Here is a 19,632-nt window from a genome sequence, read left to right on the forward strand (position 1 = left end):
TCAGAAGGGAGTCTTTTGATCTGAGATAAGTTTGAGCCCGAACTACCACTTTGTAACTATGTGGTGTGATAGGGCTCATATAGCAATCGTTTTTATGGTTTTATTGTGTGTTTATTATCAACAGCGAAAAGCTGAATTTTGATAGATATGCAGGGATATTAATGAATAATGTGGCGAAAAATACACATTATCGTCTTGGTTCATCTTCGTTAGAAAGGGTTATTTCAAGTTCAGGCTGGGTTAGACGATGTGTAGGTTCTGCTTCTGAAATTTCATTTTCTTCTGGCTCTTCATCATAGTATTTAACAAGAAAAGGAGTAAGCATGACAGATGACGGTAAGAAGTGCTTCATAATACCTCCGGGTATTTGAGTGTATTTCTTGTATGGTATTGGTTTAATATGTGGCAAAATTTGCGATACATCATGACTTGTTGCTTGTTTTCTATAAATTCTTAGAACTATATTCAGGCTCACAAAAATGGTAGTAGAATGCACACTTGGCCTTTGAGGCTAAGAAAGCACAAAAATAACACGGCTAGATAGCGCGAATAATAGGACAGATAATGAAGTACGATTGGATATTCTTTGATGCAGATGAAACCTTGTTCCATTTTGATGCCTATCAAGGAATGAAGCTGATGTTTTCTCGTTTTGGAGTAAATTTCAGCGAGCAAGATTATTCGGCTTACCAAAAGGTTAACTTGCCACTTTGGGTCGATTACCAAGATGGTCGTATTACCGCAGACCAACTGAAACACACCCGCTTCGAAAGTTGGGCCGAGAAACTAGAGACAACAACGGCTGCTTTAAACAGTGCATTTTTAACAGCGATGGCAGATATCTGTTCATTATTACCTGGTGCACAAGAGTTGATGGAGTCTTTAAAAGGCAAAGTGAACATGGGCATCATTACTAACGGTTTTACAGAGTTGCAGTCAATTCGTTTAGAGCGCACAGGAATGACGGATTATTTTGATCACGTGATCATTTCTGAAGAGGTTGGGGTAGCCAAACCGGATGCTGAGATTTTTGAATATGCGCATAAGCTGGTTGGATTGCCATCGAAGCAAAGAGTATTGATGGTCGGGGATAACCCGCATTCCGATATTCTAGGTGGGTTAGATTTTGGCATCGAAACGTGTTGGTTAAACAGTCAAGAAAAGGCAACACCAGCGGGTATCAATCCTCACTATCAGGTGAAGTCTTTGGCTGACTTGCAAGCTCTGCTGCTGGCTTAGTTAATAACTGCCTGCCATTACTGAATACGCAATCATAACTGGTTGATTTCGTTAATCGACCAATGCTTTGTAAATTGATTGGCGTTTCGTTAGTGGATAGATGCTTCGTTAATTGATTAATGTTTCGTAAATTGATAGATGCTTTGTAAATAAATTGTTGATGGCCGAGTACGAAAATGTACTCGGCCAATTATTTTGAACTTGGTTTAACCATAGAGTGACCATCAAAACAGATAAAGGAAAAGGCGTGCTGAAATCTCATCGTTATAGCTGCTACGGTATTATCGCCATTTTACTATGGAGCTGCTTGATTGCTCTGTCTCGTAGTGTCTCAGAACAGCTAGGTCCAATTGGTGGCGCGGCCAGCCTTTATACGGTGAGTTCGTTGTTGTTGGTTTGTGTTATGGGGCTACCTAAGCTTTCACGCTTTTCTAAGTCTTACTTGCTGATTGGCGGCGCCTTGTTCGTTTGTTATGAGATCTTCTTGGCTTTGGCGTTGGGAATGGCGAACAGCCGACATCAAGCGATAGAGATGGCGGTAATCAACTATCTATGGCCGGCACTGACGGTGTTGTTTGCGGTGCTGCTGAGCGACAAGAAGATTAACTGGCTGGTTTATCCAAGTATATTCTTGGCATTCTTTGGTGTGGCTTGGAGCATCAGCGGTGACCAAGGTCTCTCTGTCGACCAAATTGCTGCCAACATTGCGACCAACCCTAAAACTTATTCTATGGCGTTTTTTGGTGCGATTATTTGGGCGGTTTACTGCAACTACACCCAGCGTGTCGCTAAAGGGCAGAATGCGATTGTGCTTTTCTTTATCGCTACAGCGATCACTTTGTGGATCAAGTACGCATTGAGTGATGAAACCGGCATGGTGATGACAACCAGTGCGGCGATTGATTTGGCGCTAGCTGGCGCTTGCATGGGCGCAGGCTACGCACTTTGGAACACGGCGATTCTTGGTGGCAACATGGTGTTTTTGGCGACCATGTCTTACTTTACGCCAATCTTCGCGACGCTACTTTCCTCGGTGATTTTGGGCTTGTCATTGACCATGACGTTTTGGCAGGGCGTATGTATGGTAACTGTTGGTTCACTGGCTTGCTGGTGGGTAACAAGAGAAAAGCCGACGGCAAAGGCGTCGGCTTCTAAAAAGGTTCAATCTCAGTCTTAATTTACGCTTATGTTCCAGCGTTATTTGCTAGGTGAAAGCTTAGCTCGCGACATTGAGGTTCAATTGAAGCTCATATGGCATCTTCGATAGGCGTCGCTTAAGTTGGCGGCGCGTACGTTCAATATCATCAACCGCAATCGCTTGTTGGTCGTTGGTATGAATATCAACATTGATACGTAATTCTGGACCAACCTTAGTCACACCCATCAGCTCCAAATCTTGCTCCGCTTCTTTGTCTACCGCGACAACGTTCTTATCGACCGCATCACAAATATCTTTGTTTGCCGACATCATAAGCAGTTCGCGCATGGCTTCACGTAACATGTCGAAAGGCACTTTGATGAAGTAGAAAGACATTAGTAACATCATCATTGGGTCGGCATACACTGCGTATTCTGCAAGCGGAGAAAAAGTAATTAACCAAGCCGCTACGAAACCCGCTGTTACCGCTACACTCAGCAGCGTATCCATCTGCCACTGTTTAGACTCAGCCTGAATCAGGCCTGAAGAAATACGTTTACTCTTGTTCGCGATGTACCACCAAGCGTAACCACAACCCAACACGTTGAAAATACCAAACAGAGTTGCAATAGAAGCATCAACTTCACGACCACCCGTCATTAAGGCACCAATCGCAGAGTAAAGTGAATAACCAACCACAAGCAGAATCACAACGGCTTTGATGGCAATCACAATCGGTTCGATGATTGCTCGACCGAACGGGAACTCTCTATCTGAAGGGCGGTTAATGTATTTTGAAGCAGCTAGTGACAATAAAGTTAACAGTAAGCTGATAAGAGAATAGACACCGTCAAATACTATGACCAGAGAACCAACGAGAAGACCCAACACCAATCCGCCAATTGCGAAGCCTGATGCTAAAAGGGCTGAGAACAATAGTACTCGATTTTCGTTTTGGCTTTTCCTGTCACACATAATATTTTCCAGATGTTTTTGATAACTTCATTGTTCTAATAATGAGCTAGCTTTACAAACTTTATCTGATGACGTTTATATGTCTTATTTAAGTGAAATGTATAAATACATTAAATTCAGTGGTTTAGGTTAAGATTGAGGTGTCAATAAAGTTGACGTTGAGTGTTTTTTGGGGATGGTGTGCAACTGAAATAGGATCGTTTATGATTAATAAAACACATTAGTCGCTAAGGTTTTATTGGTCTTCTAGATTGAACTGCGACTGCGATGGACAAGGAGTGAATCAATATGAAGTTTGACGATATCAGTGATAACGAGTTGTGGGTGATTGCTAACCCGATTATGGATAATCTGATGGATGGTTCAACTAAGGTTGATCATGAGCAGCACTGTCGAGACTTTACTCAAAGAATGAAAGACATTGTTACGCCAGAATATTTAGAAAAAGTGTGTCACCATTATCAGCACAGTAATGGATTTTTTGCTGAGCGTGAGCCTGTGGCGCTGTTTAGACGTTCAGACTCCATCGCTTTTGTGTGGAAACAAGCTTACACCATCGCCAAAGGCGAGTTTGTCGCCGAAATGGTATTGGTTGAAGAAGACGGACGCTACTTAGTGGATCACGTGATGGTCTTTTAGGAGTAGTGCTGTTTGTGGTTTTCCCTTTGTTATCGACGATAAGCAATAAGCGCAAGCTAGAAATCAAACAAGTAATCACTAAGCTGGTCGGCCAACCAATTCATTCCTGGGTGCTCTGCCATGCCAGCTGCGGTAAACATACAGTAGTCTTCTTGTGTTAAACCGTAGGTGTGTTTTATCACTGCAAGCTCTTGTTCACGCAGTAAATGGCGAATCAATGGCTCTGGCATTACGCCCCATGCCTCTTCACGTAAAATCGTATCCAACATGAAGTCGAAGCTAGAGAAGCCAATATAGCGGCGAGAGAAGGGCTCAAGCTCAGGATTATCCTTTTCATTAAGATAAACCATGGTCGCTTGCATCGAATTTCTCAGTACCTCATCAGACACTCGTCGCATCGCACTCAAATCATGCCCTTTCTTACACACAGACATCATTCGAATCTTACCAAGCGGATTGTAGATAATTCTTGGGTCATCGACGCGTTCGTAATCGACACCAAATGCGAAGTCGACTTGCTGAGTTTCAACTAGGTTAGCTAAGTCACCGCTCGACGCGAGAACGAAGTTAAATGAGGTAGAAGGGTACTTGTTATTTAAGGCGTGGGATAAGTCCTGCCACATTTCATCGGGTAGGGAATCATCTCGTGCTATCCAAATCTCTGCGTTGAATTCGCCCGAGACATGTAAGCAGGTTTGTTTAATACGCGCCGCCGTCACCAGCATGCCTTCACAATCTTTGTAAATCGCTTTACCCGCTTCTGAAAGCTCAACGTGGTTTCCGCTGCGGACGAACAGCTCGACATCTAACTCTTTTTCCAAGGCTTTAATCGACATGCTGAGTTTGGTTCGGTTGCATTCTAACTGGCGTGCAGCTTCAGAAACTGATCCTAAATCAGCAACGGAACAAAAGGCTTGGACTTGAGAAAGGTTCATTTCATTTCCATATTGAGCGGGGGTCGGTGCATATTATCTGAATATTGTGCTGACTATCTTAGAAATAGTCCATCTTTGCATGATAACTCTATGACGAATTGACTAATTTGGTTTACTCTGGGGAAGTTCCGAACCTACAAGAAGTAAAGATGGAGGCCATGATGGCGAAACAATGGGACGAGTACGCCGTTGATTGGGATAAAGATCCCGCGACCGCAGTATTCGCACAGTCCGTATTTGACCAGTTAACACAGCTCGTTGATTTAAACGGAACCCGTGTCCTTGATTTTGGTTGTGGTACAGGACTACTCAGCCAGAAAATATCTCCTTTAGCAAAAGAGATCATCGCACTTGATATCTCTGAAGGGATGATTGAAGAGTTAGATAAGAAAGAGTTACCTAACGTTGAACCGGTAGTTGATATTTTATCGCGCGGACTTGCAGCGCAGCATCCAGCATTCAGAAACCAGTTTGACCTAGTGGTAGCCTCTTCGGTGTGTGGTTTTATCCCGAACCTACAAGACACAGTCAGTCTGATTTACACGCTGCTTGAAAACGACGGTACGTTTGTACACTGGGATTGGTACTTGGAAAGCGACAGTGAAGACTACGGTGTAAGCCAACAGCGCTCAGAAAATGTATTGAGTGCAGCGGGCTTTGCAGTGGTTGAGGTCTCTACACCGTTCTCGATTGACACTCCACAAGGAGAGTTAAAGGTATTAATGGGTGTTGGACGTAAACAAGCGCTTCCAGATCTGTAATCGTGTGTATGCCTTGAGCTAGCATTCAGAATGCTCATTTAAACTACTAAACCCACACTAACGACTTTAAGTCAGTTATGTGGGTTTTCTCGTTTTGGACGCTATTGTTTTAAACAGAGCGAGTTAGCGCTTTCTCATGCCTTCACTATTAACTCTGGTTTCTCTATTTCTCATCTAGCTCATAGAAAACTCAACACCGCTAATTTGCAAATTACTTATTTCCATTTTGGAAATGTAGTCTTGCATACATTTCATTAGTGGAAATATAACGGTGAGATATAAAATAAGCCCATAATAACACTAAGGGTTTAATCATGAGCCACCAATCCGCGTCATCTACTTCTTCACCACTTTCAGAGCAACAACAACGCTTTAGCAATATCATTTCAGACGCCAACCTGTCACCAAAACAGAAGTCGAGCTATCTTGCCTTAGAAGCTGAAGCCAGCCTGCCGTATATGCCGGTAAGCAAAGAAGTAGAGCAGGCCTTACAGCAAGGTGTGCTGTGTGACATGTTTGAAGGACACGCCCCATTTAAGCCGCGCTATGTACTTCCAGATTATTCTAAATACTTACATCAAGGCTCAGAGTATTTAGAGCTTAGCGCGGCAACCAACTTCGATGAAGCATTGAACATGCTTACCATCCTTTACCACCATGTTCCTTCTGTCACTTCAATCCCGGTTTACCTAGGTCAGTTGGATGATGTGTTGATGCCTTTCGTGGGCGACTTAACGGAAGAGCAGGTATACCAAAAGATTAAGCTGTTCTGGATCATGTTGGATCGCACACTGCCAGACGCTTTTATGCATGTGAATATCGGCCCGACAGACAACATTATCTGCCGTACGATTTTACGTGTAGACGCTGAATTGAAGCAGATCGCGCCAAACTTAACCTTTATGTACGACCCAGCCGTGACCCCTGATGATCTACTTCGTCATGCGGCGAGCAACATCTGTGAATGCAGTAAACCACATATTGCAAACTATCCAGCGCATGCCGAGGCTTACGGCGACAAGCGTTTTGGTATTGTGAGCTGCTACAACTCTCTGCCGTTAGCGGGTGGTTCAAACACCTTGGTGCGTATGAACCTTAAGCAAGTGGCGTTGAAGTCTGAGGACAGTGCTGATTTCTTACAACAAGTATTGCCGAACTACAGTGGCATCATGGTTGAGTTGATGAATGCTCGTAGCCGTTTCTTACATGAAGAGTCTAACTTCTTCGAAGGTTTCTTGACCAAAGAAGGTTTGATCGAAGAAGACCGCTTTGCGCCAATGTTCGGTATTTATGGCATGGCGGAAGCAGTCAACATCTTGATGGAGAAAGAAGGTCAAGCAGGGCGTTATGGTCACGATGAACAGGCTAATAAACTTGGTCATCGTATCTCTGAAAAGCTGTCTGAGATCGTTGAACGCTCTGAAGTGAAATATGGGTTAGAAGGTAAAGCTCTGCTGCATGCTCAAGGTGGTATTAGTCTAGATGAAGATGTGACCCCGGGTGTCCGTATTCCTTATGGTACCGAGCCGGATCCAGTATCTTACGTTCGCGCAACTGCGGGTCACCATAAGTTCTACACCTCAGGCATCAGTGACATTCTGACCATCGACGAAACAGTGAAATCTAACCCTGAAGCGATGTTCAACCTGTGTAAAGGTGCGATTCAGGCGGGTTACCGTGAGTTTACGGCTAACGTTGCATCAAATGATTTGGTTCGTGTCACGGGTTACATGATTAAGCTGTCTGACATTGCCAAATATGACGAGCAAGGCTCACGCACCAATACCACCTTCTTAGGTGCTGAAGCTGCGAAGAACACGGGTATCTTAGAGCGTAAACCGCGAGTGGCGAGCTTAGAGATGTCAACGACATACGAATAGCTTTAACGTGTGTTTTGAGTTTCGACTACGAACAATGTGAATTATGAAAATTTCTGATCTAACAACTCAAATGGCTAGGGTTAAAAATAATAAGACAGAAAAACAAGCGAAGGTCAGCCGTGTGCTGACCTTTTCTTGTGTTGATGGCCCGGGAAACCGCTTGGTGCTGTTTCTTCAGGGCTGCAACTTTGACTGTATTACTTGCCACAACCCACACACAATTAATCACTGTAACCATTGTGGAGATTGTGTGAGTGGCTGTCCAAGCCGTGCGTTAAGCATGATTGATGGCAAAGTGAAGTGGGACCCAGCAGCTTGCACCAACTGCGATAAGTGCATTGATATCTGCGACCATAAGTCGAGCCCGAAAATTACCACAATGACGGTCTCAGAGGTTCTGGAGCTTGTCAGGCATAATCAGTTTTTCTTGAGTGGCATTACCGTTTCTGGCGGTGAAGCGACCATGCAGTTGCCGTTTATCATAGAACTGTTTCAAGCGATTAAACGTGATCCACAGTTAGCGCATCTCACGTGTTTTATTGATAGTAATGGTTCGCTGTCACTTCAAGGGTGGGACAAGGTGTTGCCTTATCTTGATGGCGCGATGATTGACCTAAAATCATGGCAATCGGAAACACATCAATGGTTAGTGGGCAGAGGCAACCATAGGGTGTTTGAAACCATTAACTACTTAGCAGGTAAAGGAAAACTGCACGAAGTTAGGTTGCTGCATATTCCAAATAGAAGCGACCTTGAGGACGAAATTGAACAGGTGGGGCGTTACTTGAAGACTCTACCAAGTGATGTTCGAATTCGACTGAATGCGTTTCAACATCATGGTGTCATTGGCGAAGCGTTAGATTGGCCGAAATGCAACGAACAACAGATGCAGAGCTTTCACGATAAGCTATACACCATAGTTCAAAGACCGATGCAAACCCCTGAGGTTTATACCTAGTCTTTAGATTTCTTAGGCGGTCAATCAGGCTTCTAAAAACAGGTCACACAACCACTTGATCGCTTGATCATTCATGTTGGGCTTATTCCATACCAAGCTATACGCCACCTTACCGTAATCAAAAGGCAAGGGCTTGCTCACTAAGCCCTGAGCTTGCTTAGCACGCTCAGCCCACTGTTTAGAGCAAGTGAACAGGAAAGGCGTGTGGTGACACAACACAGCCGCAGCGCCGAAGTCCGCGACCGATATTGCCATCTCTCTTGGTTGGTGGCATTGAACCAAGTTTTGTTCAAAGTAAGGCTGAGACAGTTCGTTATCTAAAATCCCAATGTGCTTGTAATCTAAGTAGCCTTCTACCGTCAGTTCTTGCTGAGCGAGAGGGTGGTGCGCGCCCATCAAACAAACCATTTCATCTGGAAGAATTGTTTCCCAAACCAGCTCTTTGTTATCGGTCGGCGGCTGAGATATATCATGAGGCAACAAGATCAAATTGACCTTGCCACTGAGTAAAGCATCGAAGCCGAGCTGTTGTTTCGAATAGATGTTGAGCTTCGCGTTTGGCGCGAGCTCAGTGGTAATTTTACTGATCTTTGAGGCAAATACTTCGAAAGTACTTTCACGCATCGAAAGTGAAAAACTGCCTTGGTACTCTTGAGGGGTAAAACTCTTTTGATGAAGCAGTCCATTCATGCTTGAAAGAATTGCGTGAACAGTGGGCGCTATCTTCAGAGCAAAGGGAGTCGGGATAAGCTTGGTACCATCTCGATAGAAAAGCTCATCATTCAGGATGTCACGCAACTGAGACAGGGTTTTGCTTACACTCGAAGGGCTGACACAGAGTTGCTCTGAGGTCTGAGTGACGCTGTGGGTGTTCAGCATAATATGAAGCGCAGTGAGGTGCTTAAGGCTCACCCTAGATAAGTGTAAGTAATCCATTTATGACTCACGCATTCAGATTGGCTTGTGATTTTGCATGAACGACAAAATCGAACAAGCCAAATTGGATAAAGGTTATTTACGAGCTAGCTTATGGTGCGCTCGTGAAAAGTGGCCTGCGCAAAATGCGCCCACAATCGATAGTTCACCCGCTAAACACAGTGCAGCACAAACTTCAGCTAGGGCTTGTGATTTACCGTTACCATGCAGCCCAAGTAAATCTAAACAGGCTTTTTGACTTGGCAAGCCAGTACCACCGCCGACAGTCCCCACCATTAAGTTAGGCAGTGTCACGCTAGCGTATAAACCGCCTTCTTTGTTGAGTTCCATACGCGTCATACCAATCGCTGACTCGGCGACACAGGCCGCGTCTTGGCCACAAGCGATGTAAAGTGCCGCCAGTGCATTCGCATAATGGGCGTTGATACCGATAGTGCCGCTCAAAGCACCACCGACTGTGGTCATTTGGCCAAACTGGACCATCTTCTCTGGTGTCGTGTGTAGGTACTTCGCGACAAGCTCTGCAGGGATATTAACCTCAGCAGTTACCTTTTTGCCACGAACGCTGCGCAAGGTTTGGGTATTGGCTTTCTTATCGCCTGACAAGTTGCCATCAAGGAAAGCATGGTCAGGCTTAACTGGCGTATTTTCGATGATGTACTCAAACACGGCATTGGTTGCGATGGTCACCATATTCTGACCAGAAGCGTCTCCGGTTAGAAATTCGAACACCAAGTAAACATGGTTACCTTCGATGTTGATATTAATGTCGGTCAGCTTGCCGTGTGATGTTGTTGATTCTGCCAAGATCTTGAACTGGTCATACTGAGTCACAGCCCAAGCCACAAACTGTCCGGCTTCAACTAATCCTTGGAATGCAAAGCCAGGAGTACGTGTTACGCCTTCATTGAGCAACATAGCACTTGCGCCACCACAAGCCGTAATCAGCTTAGAACCACGGTTATAAGACGCGACAAGTGCAGCTTCTGTGGTCGCGAGTGGTACGAGGTAATCGCCCGTAGCAAATAGGCCATTAACTCTTAGTGGGCCTGACACACCGACAGGGACTTTAACTGTGCCAATAAAGTGCTCAATGTTTTTCTCATAAGCTTGGATCTGGTTTTGCGTATGAGGGTCGAGCAGTTCTTGCTGTGAATCTGCATTATCGAGCGCTGTCCAACGACGTGTGAGATTCTTTTCTGTCAGGTAGGGGCTAGGTGTCAGCTTATTTACTGGCTTTTCAAAATGAGGCTGAAGCTTTTTTTCTAATTCGTCTGCGGAGATGTCGCCTCCTAAAATAGAAACATAGTCACGGCGATGCAGATTTAGTTTTGGCATAAATAGTATGAAGTAAAGTTTGTGCAGCAAATTGGTTTGCGCTGATTCTACCGAGTAATAAACCAGAAACAAGCGCCTGATATAATGAGTTACAGTTTGTGTGGTTGTTGAAGCAAAAAGCAGCGAAGTTTCGCGAAATATAGGCTGTATTTGAGCGAAATTTAGATATGAATGTCGAGAAGGCTACCGATGGCTTCGTTTTGACGATCAACCACACTTGCACCAACGCGGTTATAACTTGCGCTTTGTGTCAGTTTAATCAAGGAATCGGTTGAAGATGAAGCAGGTTCAGGTTCTTTGTCTTTAAAGGAAATGGCTTGTTCAGGCTCTATTTGATTAAAGCTGAGATCGCTAGCTTCGAAAGTGTCGTCGGATTCTAGAGCGTGTTTGGAGGCTTGGTTGAGCTCGATTGCGGCTTCTTCAGCCATGTTGGTGGATTGCTGAATAATGGCGTAACCAGATTGAATACCAGATATCGACATATCAGAACCTTTTATTGACGTATGGAATGAGTCTAGGCGGACGATATTTTGAGCGCAATGGTGAACAGATGAAATTTACGGTGAAAATGTGAACTTAAGCTAAAATAGTGATGTCTGTCTATTAACTGAACAGGTCATTTAGCGCGTTTAACTCTTCATCAGTAAGCAAAGAAGGCTTCTCTGTTTCGAGGTTGCCGTCGATCTCACCCTGAAGTGCTTTTAATTGCTGTGGACTAAGAAGCTGTATTTGCTGCTTAAATGCTTCAAATTGCTGTGTATTCATAATGTGACCTTAGTTCAAATCCATATGCTCTATAGAGCATAGCCTACTGATACAGGAAATCAAACAAGATTAATCGAATATTAAATGGTGTTTGAAATTTCCTGAAACTAAGACAACTATAAATTCCTGTGGTCGTTTTTTGTCCGAGAAATGTTAGGCAAAGTTAAGGCTTGGTCAATCAAAGTCAGAGAATTCCTACAATGTAAAAACTCCTGTAACCCTTGTGACATAAGGGTAGGCAAGTAATTGCTCTACCCAGTTTGGGGTATGGGTAAAGCAATGTATAAATACGGCTGGCGATCAAAAGGTGAGCGATTGGCGTTATCTTTTTGTTTTTACAGTATTTTGTTTGTTAATCATGAAGCTTCTGTTTCAAACGGTTTATCGATCTTAACCTTGACTGCAAACTTGGTCGCTAAGGTATGCAGTTCTGGAAGCATTCGATAAATCAAATGGAGCTGCTGTAGAACCATTCTGACAGAACTCTCATCTTCTTCTCGCCACTCACTCAGACGTTTATCCAGTTCAGGGTCATAAGCGTTTTTCACTTCACACTGTTCTTGATGAGAATAGAGTTGATCATTTAGAGCGTCTAGATGCTCGTGGATTACTCTGTGCGCATCTAACACCAGTTTGTGTGTCGCCTCATCATCAATACGTGTTCTGTGAGCCCCCAGAGCCGAAATATAGCTGAGTAGAGCGTGGTTGAGTGTTAGGAATCGGAAGCTCTCATCTTCAGAAGTACGGTACTTACCGGGTTCAACCAGCATGCTACTGATAGCGGCAGTTAGGTTTGCATCATTATTATGGGCACTACGACGAGCGATACGATAATTGAGGCTGTCTTTCTTACCGACACGGTATTGACCAATGATCTGAGCGAGATAATTCTTATTGGAATCGAGCGCATTCGCCATCACTTTGTGCAGTCGCTTCGATTGCCAATCCGGTAATACGTAAATGACAGCAAGTACGGCGAGGGCACAACCAATAAAGGTATCCGCTAGTCTTGGTAACACCACCGCGTAGCCTTCTCCTAATTGGTTAAAGCAGAAGAGTACAAGCAGTGTGATAAAGCCGGTCGCAAACCCATAGTTATTGATTCGAAACGCAAAGAACATCACGCCACTGATCACAATGAACACCAATTGGCTCTCTTGTGACGGGAAGAAGGTCAGTAACGGAACTCCGATCAATAAGCCTGCGACCGTGCCAATGACACGCGCCGTCAGTTTTTGACGGGTTGCACTGTAGTTTGGCTGACACACAAACAGCGTTGTCAGTAGAATCCAGTAACCTCTTTCAATATCAAACCCTTGGATAATCCCGTAGCCTAGCGTCAAAGTGATCGCCATGCGAATCGCGTGGCGGAATAGCATTGAATCGGTGTGCAAGTTAGCTTTGATCTTGTGCCACATTGCCGTCAAAGTATGAGGATTGGTATCGTCCAATACACCTTCTTCAATCTTCTCTGCATCTGGGTTGCTGATATTCGAAAGCTGTTTTTCAACGGTTGCTAGGTTATTGAACAGGTAATCCAACTGGTTCAGCAGTGATTTCCATTCAGGGTTGTTCTGTTGGTGCAGGTGATTGAGCGAAGACATCAGCTCATCAAGTGCCAGTACAGACTTGTCACCATGCTGGTATTCAGTGCCAACTTTCAATGAGCTCGCCACTTCTTTGCAGGCTGTTGCCTGCGCTTCCAGTAGATACTTAAATCGAAACAACACGTCAAAGCGTTCAAAGTGTTTTGCTAGCTCTTGATAACGATAATGGCTTGAACTTACGCGTTCATGAATATCTTGTGCGATGAAGTAGGTGTTAAGAAATCGGTCACTAGGGCCGTCAATGTGTCCGCGCTTAGAGCGATTAAGCAGCGTCGCTTTACACATGTTAAGTGCATTAACGGTACTCGCATTGAGCTTGGCTTCAATGATTCGGTGTGGTTGGGGAATCAAGTCTGAAACGGGGTAGAAGAGTTCCGCTTTTGAATCGATGTAATTACCGATTTGATCGAATACCGTGGCTAGGTTTTGCTGCACAGGTTGCATTGGCCACACTATCTGCCAAATCATCGACATGAAGTAGTACCAAGCGGCGCCAGTTAACAGTAGAAGCGGTTGAAACCAAAGGTTGGTGCTCTCGTGTGCACCAAGCATTGTATAGATGGCAACTAAGAGAGAGCCAAATGCGATACTCGCGTATTTAGGGCCAATTGCCCCGAGAATGATAAAAGAGAAGGTTGAAACAAAAAGTCCTATCGCGAACAGCCAAGGCGTATCGAAGAGAAGTTCAATAGAGAAAGCCGCAACGGCGAAACAGATAAAGGTCAGCGTGAGTGCTTTCAAGCGTCCGGTAAAGCTGTCATCACTTTCCGCAAGAGCCGCAGCAATAACGCCTAAGATCAAAGGCGTGATCAGTGTGTTTTGTCCATAATACCAAGCAGGCACCACCACACCGAGCAGAGTGATGAGAATTAATATGCTGTAATTTATGGTTTTATTCGCCCAATAGAGGCGTAATTTGGCTGAGAAGTCCACAGTCGCTCACTTGACACACTAAAAACCATAATCCTAACAGAAATCAAGCACAAGAATTTGATACTTATCCATAATTGCCCGTAGGTGGTCATGAAAGCGTCGATAAGATATGAGATATTATTAATTCTCATTGCATCATGATATAAATTCAATATTCCCAATTAAGAGCACACTCCAATGCAGCTAAGCGCTAACAAGACTGCACAGTTTTTTATTCAAAATGAATATCATCAGGTTGAACTTGATGGTCCACGCTTGCTGTTATCTTCAGTAGGCAGTGAAGAGCGTATCCCATTTACTATTTGGAGTGGCAAGATCGCGATAAAGCGCGGATTGTTTTGGGGATCGCTACAATTTTTTGCTAATCAACAAGATGGAACACAGCGCAGTTGGTTAGTACAAGGCTTACCTTGGGATCAATGCCGTCAATTTGCACGCGCCTCAGTTACCGCTTATCAGAAGTGGCACGACACTCAATGTGAACAATTGGCTGAACACGTACCTCAGTGGGAAGCTGAATTAACACGTCTTGAGCAATTACCAGCCTTCCTACCGCATTCTAAGGTCAACACTTGGGTTGATATGGTCAACGCTGGTTTAGAAAGCATGACTATGACTCTGGATGAAGCCGCGCAGCGCATGCCAAATCGCATCGCAAGAATGCAGCCATGGTTATCTGAAACGGAAATCAAGCAAGCTGAAAGAAACCAGCAATGGCTAGAGACCGAGCGAAAAAACTGGGAAGTGTTGTTTGCGCAATGTGAGTCGTCACCACTGAACTTATCGCAACAATATGCGGTGTTGATGAATGATGATCACAACCTTATTTTAGCGGGCGCAGGCTCGGGTAAAACCAGTGTTCTAACGGCTCGCGTCGCGTATTTACTGCAAAGTCATCAAGCTCAAGCTGAAGAGTTGTTATTGCTCGCCTTTGGTCGTGAAGCGGCAGAAGAGATGAAACAGCGCCTCGACAGCAAAATTGGTTTATCTGCCGAGAAGGTACAAGTCAGCACTTTCCACCAGTTGGGTTTAAAGATACTCAATCAAGTTGAACCCGAACGTGTGGTTATTTCTCCTTTAGCGCTCGATGACAACCAACGTCAAGCATGGTGCATTGATTGGTTGAAGAAGCACTGGATGACACCGACCAACTTTAAACGTTGGCAAAAGCACTTGTCTAAATGGCCAATCGCTTATTTAACCGGAGATGATGAGCTTGGTAGCCATGTTTCAAACCTCAAATTGATCGGTTGGCTTGAAAAGCAGCTTGAACAGTTGAATGCGTCGGGCTTAACGAAAAAAGAAGTACAGCAACAGCTGATTGATCATCGAGACTATACGCGCCTCAACAGCGAACTGTCACTGTGTTGGCCATGTGTAACCGCGTGGCAAAAGGAGTTGAAAGAACACAACCATATCGACTTCTCAATCATGATCAGCCGAGCGACTCAGTATGTCGAGAAGGGCAAGTTTATCTCACCTTGGAAGTTCATCATGATCGATGAGTATCAAGACATCTCACCTGATCGTCTTGCCTTGGTTGAAGCTCTTTGTAATCAGTCTAAAGCCGAGCACCAAGCCTCTATTTTTGCAGTAGGCGATGACTGGCAGTCGATTTACCAGTTTGCGGGTGCGGATGTGGATTTAACCACGGGCTTTAAGGATCGTTTTGAAAGCTCGACCATTCATCACCTAGATACGACTTACCGCTTTAACAATCAGTTAGGTGCGGTGGCTAATCGCTTTGTACAAGAAAACCCAATTCAGATTCCGAAAGAACTGAACAGTTTCAAGCAACAGAAGCAGAAGGCGGTGTACAGTGCGCCAAGTAAAGAAGTTGAGAAGATCCTCGACCAATTGAACCGCCAATCTAAAGGCAAAACCAATAAATCGGTGCTGCTACTTGGACGTAATCATTACCACAAGCCAGAGTTGTTGGAAGACTGGAAGAAGATCTTCACTTCCATTGATATCAAGTTCATGACTTGCCACGGCAGTAAAGGTAAAGAGGCGGACTTTGTCATTATTCTTTGTGTTGACGAAGGACAGTTCCCGACCAAGAAGAAACAGCTGCATATTGATGGCGCATTGACTGAATCATCAGACGCGTTCCCTTATGCGGAAGAGCGTCGTTTGTTCTATGTAGCAATGACGCGAGCAAAAGAGAAAGTATGGATCACGCACAGCGGTGACGGGTCTGGCTTTGTGCAGGAGCTGCATGGTTCTGATTACCCAGTTGTTCGTAAAAAGTGATGTTACTTGACTTGATTGTCTAAGATTAGATCTTCAATCCCTGCCTTAATATCACAAGGCAGACGCATAAAGCATAAGGAATTTGCTATGGAACACGGCTCTATTAACTACATTGAATTTGCTGCGAAAGACATCGCCGCAACTAAGGCGTTTTTCAGCCAAGTGTTTGGCTGGAGCTTTGAAGACTATGGCCCTGAGTATTCTGCTTTTGAAGGCAAAGGCTTAATGGGCGGCTTCTATTTGGCGGATCTGGCGTCGAATACGGATAATGGCGCGGCGCTGATGGTTTTCTATAGCCAAGACCTTGAGCAAACCGAGCGCGATGTAATTGATGCTGGTGGTCAGATAAACCGTGAGATCTTTAGCTTTCCCGGCGGTAGACGTTTCCATTTCAGAGAGCCAAGTGGCAACGAGATGGCAGTGTGGAGTGACAAGTAGAGAGACTCACTGCACTGTTTTATGATTGAACTGTTTAATGTCTGAATACGAGATATAAAAAAGCCTGCGATAAAATGCAGGCTTTTTAGTCTGTTCAGTTGATATTACATTTAACGTGCGATTACGTGCGCTCAGCTAGGTACGCTTCGTAGTCTGGGATCTCGATGATCACCTCTTCTTCAAGCAGTGAAGAGTTAAACAGGAAGTTAGCGGTAGCGCGGTTAGTTGCCACAGGAATGTTCCAAACACTTGCGATACGAAGCAGTGCTTTTACGTCTGGGTCGTGTGGTACAGCATTAAGAGGATCCCAGAAGAAAATCAGCATATCGATTTTGCCTTCAGAGATAAGCGCGCCAAGTTGTTGGTCGCCGCCCATAGGGCCGCTGATCATGCTCTTGATTGCTAGGCCTGTCTCTTTACTCAGCAAAGAACCAGTCGTGCCCGTTGCGTAAAGGAAGTGCTTTTGTAGTTTTTCTTTGTTCTCTTTGACCCATCTTAGTAGCTCAGGTTTGAAGTGGTCATGAGCGACCAAAGCGATATGCTTGTGTGTTGGCATAGTACGCGTTGTTTTTTGCATGAATGTTCCCTAAATTGTTGTTTCGTTTTTATTGTTTTGAGTTCTTCAGCCAATATAGCACTAAGGATTCACACTGAATACCGGACGAAACTCAGAAGGTGACAATGAGTCAGCGATAATTTGATCTTTGAGAGTTGCAGGTGTCAGCGCTTCGATAATCGGTGCGCTGTGTTGCTCGTAAGGTTGACCGCGTAAGTAACTCGTGGCTTGTTTTACCGACAAGCGACCTTGCTCAACCATTTTATCTGTTGGCGCAAAAAGTACCTTGTTACGAAGTAAACCACGGTAGGTTCCGTGACTTAGGTAACTTGAAATTAACCCAATCTCTTCGGTTTTATCGGCCGCGCGTAGCTCACTGATCGCTGCTTCAATCGCGACGGCACTTCCGACTATATATTGGATATCAGGTTCTTCGATCACCTGTTGTACTAGGTTTCTTTGCAATTCTTTATCGTTATCTGCCCAATAGCTGATCGCAATTTTGATATCACTCGACTTGATCGCATCGTAAAACCCCAGTGCTACAGGCTTAGTGCCGCCACTCGCTTGCGGGCCAAGTAACAGGGCGATAGGTGTTTCGCCTGATCCTTTCGGGTGTCGTTTCGACAAAAACTCTCCGACTTGGTAGCCCATTTGATACCAGTCGACGCCGACTGTGCCTTTCAGTACCTTCTGTTGTTCTTCATTGACGGTTAACTCATTCACCGTAGCAAACACAGGCGTCGAGCCAACCCAATCGCTGAGATTGTCATGGTATGCATCGGGTGAAACGGTGCCTAAAATAATGGCATCGGCTCCCCATTGCGTGCAAAGCACCAGTTGTGAGGCTTGTTTGGCTACGTTGGGGTAACCGCCAGCTTCCAATACTCTTAGCTCAACTTGCTGCTTTTCTGCTTCAGAGATCATTCCATAGTTTACCGACAACCAGTATGAGTCTTTTAGGTGCGGATAAATGGCACAAATTTTCTCTTTGTGTGATGTGGCTTCGGCGGGTTTTATTGGGCTCAAAGGCTCGCTAGCACCTGCGACAGTGGTCACTGAGGCCAGTAGTGAGAGAAGAATTATTGAAGCGAAAGGTCTAGATAGCATGAATTGCCGTTTTATTGGTTTTAGATAAGAAACACTGCAAAATATAGCGTATTCTGCATGGGTAAAGAAGAACGTTTTAAGGTTTAGAGTTTATGTTGTTAGCTTCAGCGAGTATTGGACGCAAGCTGCTGGCCTCATTCTTAGTGATGGCACTGTTGGTTCTATTGTCTGCATTGATCGGTGTTTCTGGTTTTAGCTTTGTAGCCAAAACGGAAAGAAACGTCGTTGATTCGGCGCTGCCTGCCATGATCGAAGCTCGTCAGGTTTCTGAGTTGAGTAACCGTATTATTTCGTCAGTACAAACACTTTCTAATGCGAGAAACGAAGCCGAAAGAAAAGAGGCTGGTACCGTACTGTTTGACCAACTTGAGTCACTTCTTCAGCATATCAAAGATCTTGGCGTCGACAGTTTCGATTCTCAGCTCCTCAATAAACTCGAAAACAATGTTCAAAGCGTTATTAACACACTGGCTGAGTTGGGTGTGTCGGTTGAGCGTAAGCTTTGGTTAAGCAAAGAGCTGTCGTCTCGTGTCGAAGAGATGCGCCTATTGGCTGAAGAGCTAGAACAGCTGACGCGAACCCAAGTTTTGAACACGGCTACCATTGCGGTTGCTAACGTCACACATATCTATGACCTGCTAGAAACCAAAGAAACGGATAAAGCCTACCAAGCCCTAGATGCGCTTGTTGAGGTTGATCTTGATTTGTCTGAACGCTTACACGAATTGCATTTGCTGGCGTTCAAAATGCTTAACCAAATTGAAGAAACGCAAACCGTTACCAACGTAGAGCGTATTCATCAAATCCAATCTGAATTTGAATCCAACCTAAGAATCATGGCGCGCCGCGTTAAAGCGGTCGAAGATCCTACTCGTTCAGCGCAGATGTCTCAGTTATTAGAAGAGCTCAGAAAACGCCAAGTCGTGTTCGATATTTCATTAGAACAATATGAGAACACCAAAAAGTCAGAGTTTCTGATGCAAAATACGTTGGAGTTGTTCTCTCAGCTGAATACAACGGTTAACCAACTGGTTGATGATTCAAACCGAAGCACCAAAAAAGCGGTTGATGAGCTGACTAGTACGTTGAATTTGGCTCAATGGTCGCTGTCTGTGATTTCGGTTATTGGCTTGGTTATTGTCGCATTTATCGTGTGGCGAGTGGTGTATAT

The 19,632-nt window shown here is 44.6% G+C and carries 19 protein-coding genes and 1 pseudogene; 10 read left to right on the forward strand and 10 right to left on the reverse strand.

Annotation, left to right across the window (positions count from 1 at the left end; all coding sequences use genetic code 11):
* Window positions 1–187: 187 nt before the first annotated feature.
* Window positions 188–496: a hypothetical protein gene (locus AB4484_RS16720; RefSeq protein ID WP_372079366.1), complete on the reverse strand. Its 309-nt coding sequence runs from the start codon at window positions 494–496 to the stop codon at window positions 188–190.
* A gap of 68 nt (window positions 497–564) precedes the next feature.
* On the opposite strand from AB4484_RS16720, the gene yjjG reads away from it, so the two are divergent.
* Together yjjG and yddG are read left to right on the forward strand one after the other, a co-directional pair.
* Window positions 565–1,239, forward strand: a complete 675-nt coding sequence (gene yjjG, locus AB4484_RS16725) for a pyrimidine 5'-nucleotidase (protein WP_372079354.1) — start codon at window positions 565–567, stop codon at window positions 1,237–1,239.
* Window positions 1,240–1,486: 247 nt separating this feature from the next.
* Window positions 1,487–2,416 (forward strand): aromatic amino acid DMT transporter YddG, encoded by a 930-nt coding sequence (yddG, locus tag AB4484_RS16730; RefSeq protein WP_048608759.1) that lies wholly within the window; start codon window positions 1,487–1,489, stop codon window positions 2,414–2,416.
* Window positions 2,417–2,455: 39 nt separating this feature from the next.
* On the opposite strand, the gene AB4484_RS16735 is transcribed toward yddG, so the two are convergent.
* Window positions 2,456–3,352 carry a cation diffusion facilitator family transporter gene (locus AB4484_RS16735; protein ID WP_050633104.1) on the reverse strand — a complete coding sequence of 299 codons (897 nt, stop codon included), beginning with the start codon at window positions 3,350–3,352 and terminating at the stop codon, window positions 2,456–2,458.
* A gap of 288 nt (window positions 3,353–3,640) precedes the next feature.
* Here AB4484_RS16735 and AB4484_RS16740 point away from each other — a divergent pair, with 288 nt between their 5' ends.
* Window positions 3,641–3,991 (forward strand): hypothetical protein, encoded by a 351-nt coding sequence (locus AB4484_RS16740; protein ID WP_048608754.1) that lies wholly within the window; start codon window positions 3,641–3,643, stop codon window positions 3,989–3,991.
* Between the two features lie 56 nt (window positions 3,992–4,047).
* On the opposite strand, the gene AB4484_RS16745 is transcribed toward AB4484_RS16740, so the two are convergent.
* Window positions 4,048–4,926 carry a LysR family transcriptional regulator gene (locus AB4484_RS16745; RefSeq protein WP_016797108.1) on the reverse strand — a complete coding sequence of 293 codons (879 nt, stop codon included), beginning with the start codon at window positions 4,924–4,926 and terminating at the stop codon, window positions 4,048–4,050.
* Between the two features lie 161 nt (window positions 4,927–5,087).
* Between AB4484_RS16745 and AB4484_RS16750 the strand changes: the two genes are divergently transcribed.
* The 3 genes from AB4484_RS16750 to AB4484_RS16760 all read left to right on the forward strand — a co-directional run bounded on the left by AB4484_RS16750 (window position 5,088) and on the right by AB4484_RS16760 (window position 8,525).
* Window positions 5,088–5,687, forward strand: coding sequence for a class I SAM-dependent methyltransferase (locus AB4484_RS16750; protein WP_017064785.1), 600 nt, complete (start codon window positions 5,088–5,090; stop codon window positions 5,685–5,687).
* A 314-nt stretch (window positions 5,688–6,001) separates the two neighbouring features.
* Complete coding sequence (locus tag AB4484_RS16755) at window positions 6,002–7,567, forward strand: YjjI family glycine radical enzyme (RefSeq protein WP_372079356.1); 1,566 nt, start codon at window positions 6,002–6,004, stop codon at window positions 7,565–7,567.
* Between the two features lie 43 nt (window positions 7,568–7,610).
* Complete coding sequence (locus AB4484_RS16760; protein ID WP_372079358.1) at window positions 7,611–8,525, forward strand: YjjW family glycine radical enzyme activase; 915 nt, start codon at window positions 7,611–7,613, stop codon at window positions 8,523–8,525.
* A gap of 24 nt (window positions 8,526–8,549) precedes the next feature.
* Here AB4484_RS16760 and AB4484_RS16765 read toward each other — a convergent pair whose 3' ends face one another.
* From AB4484_RS16765 to yccS, 5 genes are all read right to left on the reverse strand, one after another.
* Window positions 8,550–9,461, reverse strand: a complete 912-nt coding sequence (locus tag AB4484_RS16765; protein WP_059018893.1) for a LysR family transcriptional regulator — start codon at window positions 9,459–9,461, stop codon at window positions 8,550–8,552.
* 75 nt (window positions 9,462–9,536) lie between these two features.
* On the reverse strand, window positions 9,537–10,799 hold the full coding sequence (locus tag AB4484_RS16770; protein WP_372079360.1) for a hydroxymethylglutaryl-CoA reductase: 1,263 nt from the start codon (window positions 10,797–10,799) through the stop codon (window positions 9,537–9,539).
* A gap of 161 nt (window positions 10,800–10,960) precedes the next feature.
* Window positions 10,961–11,281 carry a hypothetical protein gene (locus AB4484_RS16775; protein WP_017060893.1) on the reverse strand — a complete coding sequence of 107 codons (321 nt, stop codon included), beginning with the start codon at window positions 11,279–11,281 and terminating at the stop codon, window positions 10,961–10,963.
* 121 nt (window positions 11,282–11,402) lie between these two features.
* Window positions 11,403–11,564 carry a hypothetical protein gene (locus AB4484_RS16780; RefSeq protein WP_017060892.1) on the reverse strand — a complete coding sequence of 54 codons (162 nt, stop codon included), beginning with the start codon at window positions 11,562–11,564 and terminating at the stop codon, window positions 11,403–11,405.
* Window positions 11,565–11,920: 356 nt separating this feature from the next.
* A complete protein-coding gene (gene yccS, locus AB4484_RS16785; RefSeq protein ID WP_372079363.1) occupies window positions 11,921–14,104 on the reverse strand; it encodes a YccS family putative transporter in 2,184 nt (727 codons plus the stop codon).
* Window positions 14,105–14,281: 177 nt separating this feature from the next.
* Here yccS and helD point away from each other — a divergent pair, with 177 nt between their 5' ends.
* Both helD and AB4484_RS16795 read left to right on the forward strand, forming a co-directional pair.
* Window positions 14,282–16,357 carry a DNA helicase IV gene (helD, locus tag AB4484_RS16790; protein WP_372079365.1) on the forward strand — a complete coding sequence of 692 codons (2,076 nt, stop codon included), beginning with the start codon at window positions 14,282–14,284 and terminating at the stop codon, window positions 16,355–16,357.
* A gap of 87 nt (window positions 16,358–16,444) precedes the next feature.
* Window positions 16,445–16,795 (forward strand): VOC family protein, encoded by a 351-nt coding sequence (locus AB4484_RS16795; protein WP_017071128.1) that lies wholly within the window; start codon window positions 16,445–16,447, stop codon window positions 16,793–16,795.
* 121 nt (window positions 16,796–16,916) lie between these two features.
* Here the strand turns inward: AB4484_RS16795 and AB4484_RS16800 are convergent, their stop codons facing one another.
* Both AB4484_RS16800 and torT read right to left on the reverse strand, forming a co-directional pair.
* Window positions 16,917–17,372: a methylglyoxal synthase gene (locus AB4484_RS16800; protein WP_017064778.1), complete on the reverse strand. Its 456-nt coding sequence runs from the start codon at window positions 17,370–17,372 to the stop codon at window positions 16,917–16,919.
* Between the two features lie 60 nt (window positions 17,373–17,432).
* The gene (torT, locus tag AB4484_RS16805; RefSeq protein ID WP_231625674.1) at window positions 17,433–18,380 is read right to left on the reverse strand and encodes a TMAO reductase system periplasmic protein TorT; all 948 of its coding nucleotides are present in this window, start codon (window positions 18,378–18,380) and stop codon (window positions 17,433–17,435) included.
* Here torT and AB4484_RS16810 point away from each other — a divergent pair.
* Together AB4484_RS16810 and AB4484_RS16815 are read left to right on the forward strand one after the other, a co-directional pair.
* Entirely contained in the window at window positions 18,325–18,489 is a 165-nt protein-coding gene (locus AB4484_RS16810; protein WP_240698147.1) for a hypothetical protein, read from the forward strand. The two genes, torT and AB4484_RS16810, sit on opposite strands and share 56 nt — an antisense overlap.
* Window positions 18,490–18,553: 64 nt before the next feature.
* A pseudogene (locus AB4484_RS16815) lies at window positions 18,554–19,632 on the forward strand (TMAO reductase system sensor histidine kinase/response regulator TorS); the annotation flags it as partial.

It is taken from the genome of Vibrio sp. 10N.261.46.A3 (assembly GCF_041472995.1).
In the GTDB taxonomy this organism is placed as follows: Bacteria; Pseudomonadota; Gammaproteobacteria; order Enterobacterales; family Vibrionaceae; genus Vibrio; species Vibrio coralliirubri.

Coding starts and splice junctions, on each gene's coding strand:
- AB4484_RS16750 (WP_017064785.1), top strand. CDS start 5,088: ATGGCGAAACAATGGGACGAGTACGCCGTTGATTGGGATAAAGATCCC.
- AB4484_RS16810 (WP_240698147.1), top strand. CDS start 18,325: ATGGCACAAATTTTCTCTTTGTGTGATGTGGCTTCGGCGGGTTTTATT.
- AB4484_RS16770 (WP_372079360.1), bottom strand. CDS start 10,799: ATGCCAAAACTAAATCTGCATCGCCGTGACTATGTTTCTATTTTAGGA.
- AB4484_RS16755 (WP_372079356.1), top strand. CDS start 6,002: ATGAGCCACCAATCCGCGTCATCTACTTCTTCACCACTTTCAGAGCAA.
- AB4484_RS16775 (WP_017060893.1), bottom strand. CDS start 11,281: ATGTCGATATCTGGTATTCAATCTGGTTACGCCATTATTCAGCAATCC.
- helD (WP_372079365.1), top strand. CDS start 14,282: ATGCAGCTAAGCGCTAACAAGACTGCACAGTTTTTTATTCAAAATGAA.
- yjjG (WP_372079354.1), top strand. CDS start 565: ATGAAGTACGATTGGATATTCTTTGATGCAGATGAAACCTTGTTCCAT.
- AB4484_RS16745 (WP_016797108.1), bottom strand. CDS start 4,926: ATGAACCTTTCTCAAGTCCAAGCCTTTTGTTCCGTTGCTGATTTAGGA.
- AB4484_RS16760 (WP_372079358.1), top strand. CDS start 7,611: ATGAAAATTTCTGATCTAACAACTCAAATGGCTAGGGTTAAAAATAAT.
- AB4484_RS16780 (WP_017060892.1), bottom strand. CDS start 11,564: ATGAATACACAGCAATTTGAAGCATTTAAGCAGCAAATACAGCTTCTT.
- AB4484_RS16800 (WP_017064778.1), bottom strand. CDS start 17,372: ATGCAAAAAACAACGCGTACTATGCCAACACACAAGCATATCGCTTTG.
- AB4484_RS16740 (WP_048608754.1), top strand. CDS start 3,641: ATGAAGTTTGACGATATCAGTGATAACGAGTTGTGGGTGATTGCTAAC.
- AB4484_RS16795 (WP_017071128.1), top strand. CDS start 16,445: ATGGAACACGGCTCTATTAACTACATTGAATTTGCTGCGAAAGACATC.
- AB4484_RS16765 (WP_059018893.1), bottom strand. CDS start 9,461: ATGGATTACTTACACTTATCTAGGGTGAGCCTTAAGCACCTCACTGCG.
- AB4484_RS16735 (WP_050633104.1), bottom strand. CDS start 3,352: ATGTGTGACAGGAAAAGCCAAAACGAAAATCGAGTACTATTGTTCTCA.